Source organism: Micromonospora sp., assembly GCF_048594385.1.
GTDB classification, from domain to species: domain Bacteria; phylum Actinomycetota; class Actinomycetes; order Mycobacteriales; family Micromonosporaceae; genus Micromonospora; species Micromonospora wenchangensis.
Genome location: NZ_JBMDWU010000587.1, coordinates 1 through 4883 on the forward strand (window position 1 = coordinate 1; position 4883 = coordinate 4883).

Genomic DNA, 4883 nt, shown 5'->3' on the forward strand with positions numbered 1-4883 from the left:
CAAGCCGTGAGGCGGTCCCCGACCGCCGGCGCCGCCCGCCGAGCCCGACCCACCCAGGAGGAGACATGGCAGACAGCTCGTTCGACATCGTGAGCAAGGTCGACCGGCAGGAGGTCGACAACGCCCTTCGCCAGACGGAGAAGGAGCTTGCCCAGCGGTTCGACTTCCGTGGCACCGGCGCCGAGATCTCCTGGTCGGGTGAGGAGGCGATCAGCCTCCAGGCCGAGACCGAGGAGCGGGTCAGCGCCGCCCTGGACGTGTTCAAGGAGAAGCTGGTCAAGCGGAACATCTCGCTGAAGTCGTTGGACGCCGGCGAGCCGCGCCAGTCGGGCAAGACCTACCGGCTCGATTGCAAGATCATCCAGGGCATCGAGTCGGAGAAGGCCAAGGCGATCAGCAAGAAGATCCGTGACGAGGGCCCGAAGGGTGTCCAGGCGCAGATCCAGGGCGACCAGCTCCGGGTCACGGGCAAGAAGAAGGACGACCTCCAGACCGTCATCTCGCTGCTCAAGGGCGAGGACTTCGGGGTGGCCCTCCAGTTCACCAACTACCGCTGACCCGGTAGCCAGGCTCCACCCGGCCGGGCGGTCGTCCCCACGGGGACGGCCGCCCGGCGCACGCACGGACCCCGGACGACAGCGGGACCCCGTACCCCCGAGGGGCGCGCACGATGGTCAGACGGTGACGGGGTGTTCGGCGCGGACGGCGGCGGCCTCGGCGCGGGCGATCGGGCCGCCGGGCAGCGCCGCGACCCCGGCCCCGACGCCGACCGCCCCGGCGGCGAAGAGGAACGCCCAGGGCACCCCGCCGGCGTGGTCGACGATCAGGCCGGCGACCGCGCCGCCGGCCGCGCTCGCCGCCACCGACATGGTCACCACCCAGGTGTACGCCTCGTTGAGCATGCCCGTCGGGGTGATCCGCCCGACCAGGGTGTTCTCCAGGGTCAGCGCGGGGGCGATGGTGGCTCCACCGATCACCAGGGCGATGCCGAGGGACACCGGGCCGGGCATCACCGCGAAGATCGCCAGGGTGCCGGCCACCGCCCCGAGCAGCCAGGCGAACTGGCGGGTCATGTTGGCCGCCGGGCGGCGTACCCCGAACCAGAAACCACCCACGGCGCTGCCCACCCCCCAGACGGCGAGCAGCAGGCCGGCCAGGCTCTGTGGGTCGTCGGTGGGCTGGTTGCCGGCGAACGCCGGCACGATCACCCCGGCCGCGCCGAAGGCGATGCCGAGGCTCGCCACGCAGACCAGCAGCGCCGGGAACCCGCCGACCCGCAGCGGGCCGAGGCCCCGCGCGTGGTGCTCGCGGGCGTGCGGACGCCAGGCACGCATCACCCGCCCCAGCGCCACCCCGCCGGTGCCGACCAGGGTCACCACGGCCGCGCCGACCAGTGCGGCGGCGGCGTCGGCCAGCAGGACGAAGGCGGCCACGAGCAGCGGGCCGAGCACGAAGACGACCTCGAACAGCGACGTCTCGGCGGCCAGCGCGGTATTGCGGAGCTGGTAGCGGCCGGTCGCCGGGGCGGTCAGGTCGTTCCAGGCACCCCGGATGGCGGCGGTCAGCGGCGGGTAGGTGGCCCCGGCCAGCCCGGCTGCCAGGTAGATCAGGCGCAGGTCGGCGTTCTCGGCGCGACTGGCCCCGAGCAGCGCGAACAGGGCCAGGGGGTGCGCCACGGCGGTGACCAGCAGCACCGGCGTGGGCCCGACCCGGTCGGCGATCCGGCCGGCGACCGGGCTGAGCGCGGCACCGGACAGCGCGTAGATTCCGCCGGCCACGGCGGCGAGGGAGTACCGCCCGGTGACCTGCTCCACGACCAGCAGCAACGCCAGCGGGGTCATGCCGATGCCCAGCCGGCCGACGACGCCGAGGAGCAGCAGCAGTGGGGCGCCGGGAATCCGCCAGACGCCCAGGTACTGGCGCAGTGCGGACACGGCACACCTCCCAGGAGACGATCAGGTAACGACTCAGAACCCTGTAGACCCTAACGCCGCAGGTCGCTCCGGGAATGGTCGATTCACTCACATCCGGGGCCGCTGACCCGGTGGCGGCGAGAGGGTAACTTGCTGATCGACCCAGATACATACACCGCTGGATCGCCCCCGATGTCGTAGGAGGTCCAATGGTCGGCACGACGACCGAACGCCGCCGGCCCGGCCCGGCGTCCCAGGGCAGCCGCCGCCGGGAAGCTGCCCCGGTGCTCCGCAAGAGCACCAGTCACCAGCAGAACGGGGTCGAGGAAGCGGACCCGACGACCTGATGACCGACGCCGACGAGCGGTTCTCACCGCCCCCCGGTTACCTGGCCCTGTTCCGGCATCCGGTCGCCTCCCGCCTGGTCACCGCCCGGGGGATCTCCGAGCTGGGCGACTTCGTGGGGCTGGCCGCGCTGCTGCTGCTCGCGTACGACCAGACGCAGTCGGTCCTCGGGCCGGCCGCCGTGTACGCCGCCCGCGCCCTGCCCGCCCTGCTGGTCGCCACGGTGTTCAGCGGCTGGCTGGACGTGCCAGCCCGCCGTACCCTGCTGGTCTGGCTCTCGGTGGCCGGCGCGGTGCTGATCGCGGTCCCCTTCGCGGTGCCCCGGCCGGTGCCGGCGATCGTCGCGGCCGGTCTGCTCGGCGCGGTCCGGGCCGCCTACTCCAGCGTCAACGTGGCGGTCGCCGCCGAGTCGGTGGACGCCCCGCTGCGGCTGCCGCTGTTCGGGCTGTCGGCCTTCGCCAACCAGATCGGCCAGGTGGTGGGGCTGCTGGCCGGGGCGAGCATCACCGTGGCCCTCGGCCCCCGGGTGGCGCTCCTGATCGACCTGGTCTCGTTCCTCGTCGCGGCGGTGGTGCTGGCCGGTCTGCCGACCGGGCAGCAGCGGCGGCGCGGGCCGCGCCCGCCGGCCACCGCCGGCCTGCGGACCATCGCCGGGCACCCGGTGCTGCGCGGTGTGGCCCTGCTCACCCTCGCCACGGTGCTCTCCGGCGCGCTACCGGAGACCCTCGCCCCGGACCTCGCCGCCGGGGCCTGGCGGCCGGTGGTGCTGGCCTCCTCGGCGCTGGGCGGCGCGGTCTTCGTGCTGGTGTTGGGGCGGGGCACCTGGCTGGGCCGGCTGGCCGGGCAGGTCACCGTGGCCGCCGCCCTGGCCGGGGCGCTGCTGCTGGCCGCCCTGCTGGTCGCCACGCACGCCCCGGTGTGGGCGCTGGCCTGCGCCAACGCGCTGATCGGCGCGGGCGGCGGGTGGCTGATCGGCGCGCAGGCCACCTTTGCCCGGCTGGCCCCGGTGGAGCGGATGGGGCAGGTGGAGGCGACCATCGTGGCCGCCAACATCGTCGTCGCCGGCTGCGGGATCTTCCTGCTCGGGTCGGCCGCCGCGCTGTTCGGGCCAGCCGTGGCCTACCTGCTGGCCGGGGTGCTGCTGCTGGTCGTGGTGCTGCTGACCCGCCCCGACCGGCTGCCGGCCGACGCCGGCCCGCAACCGACCGTCTCCCCGCACTGACGCCCTGCGGCGGCCCGGCTCCCGGCGGAGGCACCGCGACGGACCGCTGACCCCGACCACCGCGCGCCGGTGGTCCCGGCGCGGGGGCGCCGCGCGCAGACGACCGCGCCCGCGTCCGGAACGTGGACGCGGGCGCGGGTGTCGGTCGGGGTCAGCGCTGGAACTGCACCGGGCCGGTGTTGCGGGCCATCTGCTCCAGCCGGGCCACCCGCTCCTCCATCCGGGGGTGGGTGGAGAAGAGCGCGGCGATGCCGCCACCCCGCTTGAACGGGTTGTCGATCATCAGGTGGGCGGTGCTGGTGAGCTGGCCCTGGGCGGGCAGCGGCCGGGCCTGGGTACCCAGGTGGATCTTGCGGAGGGCGCTGGCCAGGGCCAACGGGTCCCGGGTGAGCTGCGCGCCCGACGCGTCGGCCTGGAACTCCCGGCTGCGGCTGATCGCCAACTGGATCACGGTGGCCGCGATCGGGCCGAGGATGATGGTGAGCAGCAGCACGGCCGGGTTCGGGCCGTCCTCGTCGTTGCTGCCGCCCAGCGGGATGAAGAACGCCAGGTTCGCCAGCATGGTGATGATGCCGGCCAGCCCGGCCGCCACGCTGGAGATCAGGATGTCCCGGTTGTAGACGTGGGACAGCTCGTGGCCGATCACCCCGCGCAACTCGCGGTAGTCGAGGATCTCGGTGATCCCCTGGGTGACGCAGACCGCCGCGTTGGCCGGGTTACGGCCGGTCGCGAACGCGTTGGGCTGCGAGGTGGGGCTCACGTACAGCCGGGGCATCGGCTGCCGGGCCTCGGTGGCCAGCTCACGCACCATCCGGTACAGCTCGGGGAACTGCGCCTCGCTGACCGGTTGCGCCCGCATCGAGCGCAACGCGAGCTTGTCGGAGAAGAAGTAGGTCACGCCGTTCATCAGCAACGAGACGACGACGGCGACGACGAGGCCACCGCTCCCACCGAACCAGTAGCCGACCGCGAGGATCAGCGAGGTCAGCAGGCCCAGCAGCGCTGCGGTCTTCAGACGGTTGTGATGCACGATCGCTCCTTCGGTGCGCGGGTCACGCGGGACCCGCTGACCGGTACAACGTCACCGGTACCCGTCAACCATCCAGCTCATGACTGGCAGTTGACTGACAGAAGCTGGGAACCCGCTGAACGGACCGGACACCGGGGACGACCCGGGACACCAGGTCGGGGGACGTCCGGCCCGCCGGGGCGCAACCACCGAGCGGGGCGGGCCGCGGGGGGCGCGATCCAGCCCCCCGGGGGGGGCGCAACCGCTCACCCCGGCCCGCGCGGTCGCCCCGGCGCGCCCCCCGCACACCGCCCAGGCCACCCGGCCGGGCATCACCCCGGGCGCGACCCCCAGGGGCGCGCCCGGCTGCCCGGTTCGGGCGGGGACGCCGGTC

5 protein-coding genes are annotated in these 4883 nt (G+C 74.0%); 3 read left to right on the forward strand and 2 right to left on the reverse strand.

Going from position 1 to position 4883, the window contains the following annotated elements:
- Positions 1-65 precede the first annotated feature (65 nt).
- Complete coding sequence (locus ACOJTC_RS30645) at positions 66-557, forward strand: YajQ family cyclic di-GMP-binding protein (protein ID WP_420119494.1); 492 nt, start codon at positions 66-68, stop codon at positions 555-557.
- Between the two features lie 117 nt (positions 558-674).
- On the opposite strand, the gene ACOJTC_RS30650 is transcribed toward ACOJTC_RS30645, so the two are convergent.
- Positions 675-1934 carry an MFS transporter gene (locus tag ACOJTC_RS30650; RefSeq protein WP_420119495.1) on the reverse strand — a complete coding sequence of 420 codons (1260 nt, stop codon included), beginning with the start codon at positions 1932-1934 and terminating at the stop codon, positions 675-677.
- A 188-nt stretch (positions 1935-2122) separates the two neighbouring features.
- Here ACOJTC_RS30650 and ACOJTC_RS30655 point away from each other — a divergent pair, with 188 nt between their 5' ends.
- Together ACOJTC_RS30655 and ACOJTC_RS30660 are read left to right on the forward strand one after the other, a co-directional pair.
- A complete protein-coding gene (locus tag ACOJTC_RS30655) occupies positions 2123-2260 on the forward strand; it encodes a hypothetical protein (protein ID WP_420119496.1) in 138 nt (45 codons plus the stop codon).
- The gene (locus tag ACOJTC_RS30660) at positions 2260-3480 is read left to right on the forward strand and encodes an MFS transporter (protein WP_420119497.1); all 1221 of its coding nucleotides are present in this window, start codon (positions 2260-2262) and stop codon (positions 3478-3480) included. Before ACOJTC_RS30655 ends, ACOJTC_RS30660 begins: the two co-directional genes overlap by 1 nt.
- Before the next feature lie 151 nt (positions 3481-3631).
- Here ACOJTC_RS30660 and htpX read toward each other — a convergent pair whose 3' ends face one another.
- Positions 3632-4510 (reverse strand): zinc metalloprotease HtpX, encoded by an 879-nt coding sequence (gene htpX, locus ACOJTC_RS30665; protein WP_145921771.1) that lies wholly within the window; start codon positions 4508-4510, stop codon positions 3632-3634.
- Positions 4511-4883 lie beyond the last annotated feature (373 nt).

What these genes read in the sequence shown, in the direction of transcription:
- ACOJTC_RS30645 (WP_420119494.1), top strand. Translation starts at nt 66, where the DNA reads ATGGCAGACAGCTCGTTCGACATCGTGAGCAAGGTCGACCGGCAGGAG.
- ACOJTC_RS30655 (WP_420119496.1), top strand. Translation starts at nt 2,123, where the DNA reads ATGGTCGGCACGACGACCGAACGCCGCCGGCCCGGCCCGGCGTCCCAG.
- ACOJTC_RS30660 (WP_420119497.1), top strand. Translation starts at nt 2,260, where the DNA reads ATGACCGACGCCGACGAGCGGTTCTCACCGCCCCCCGGTTACCTGGCC.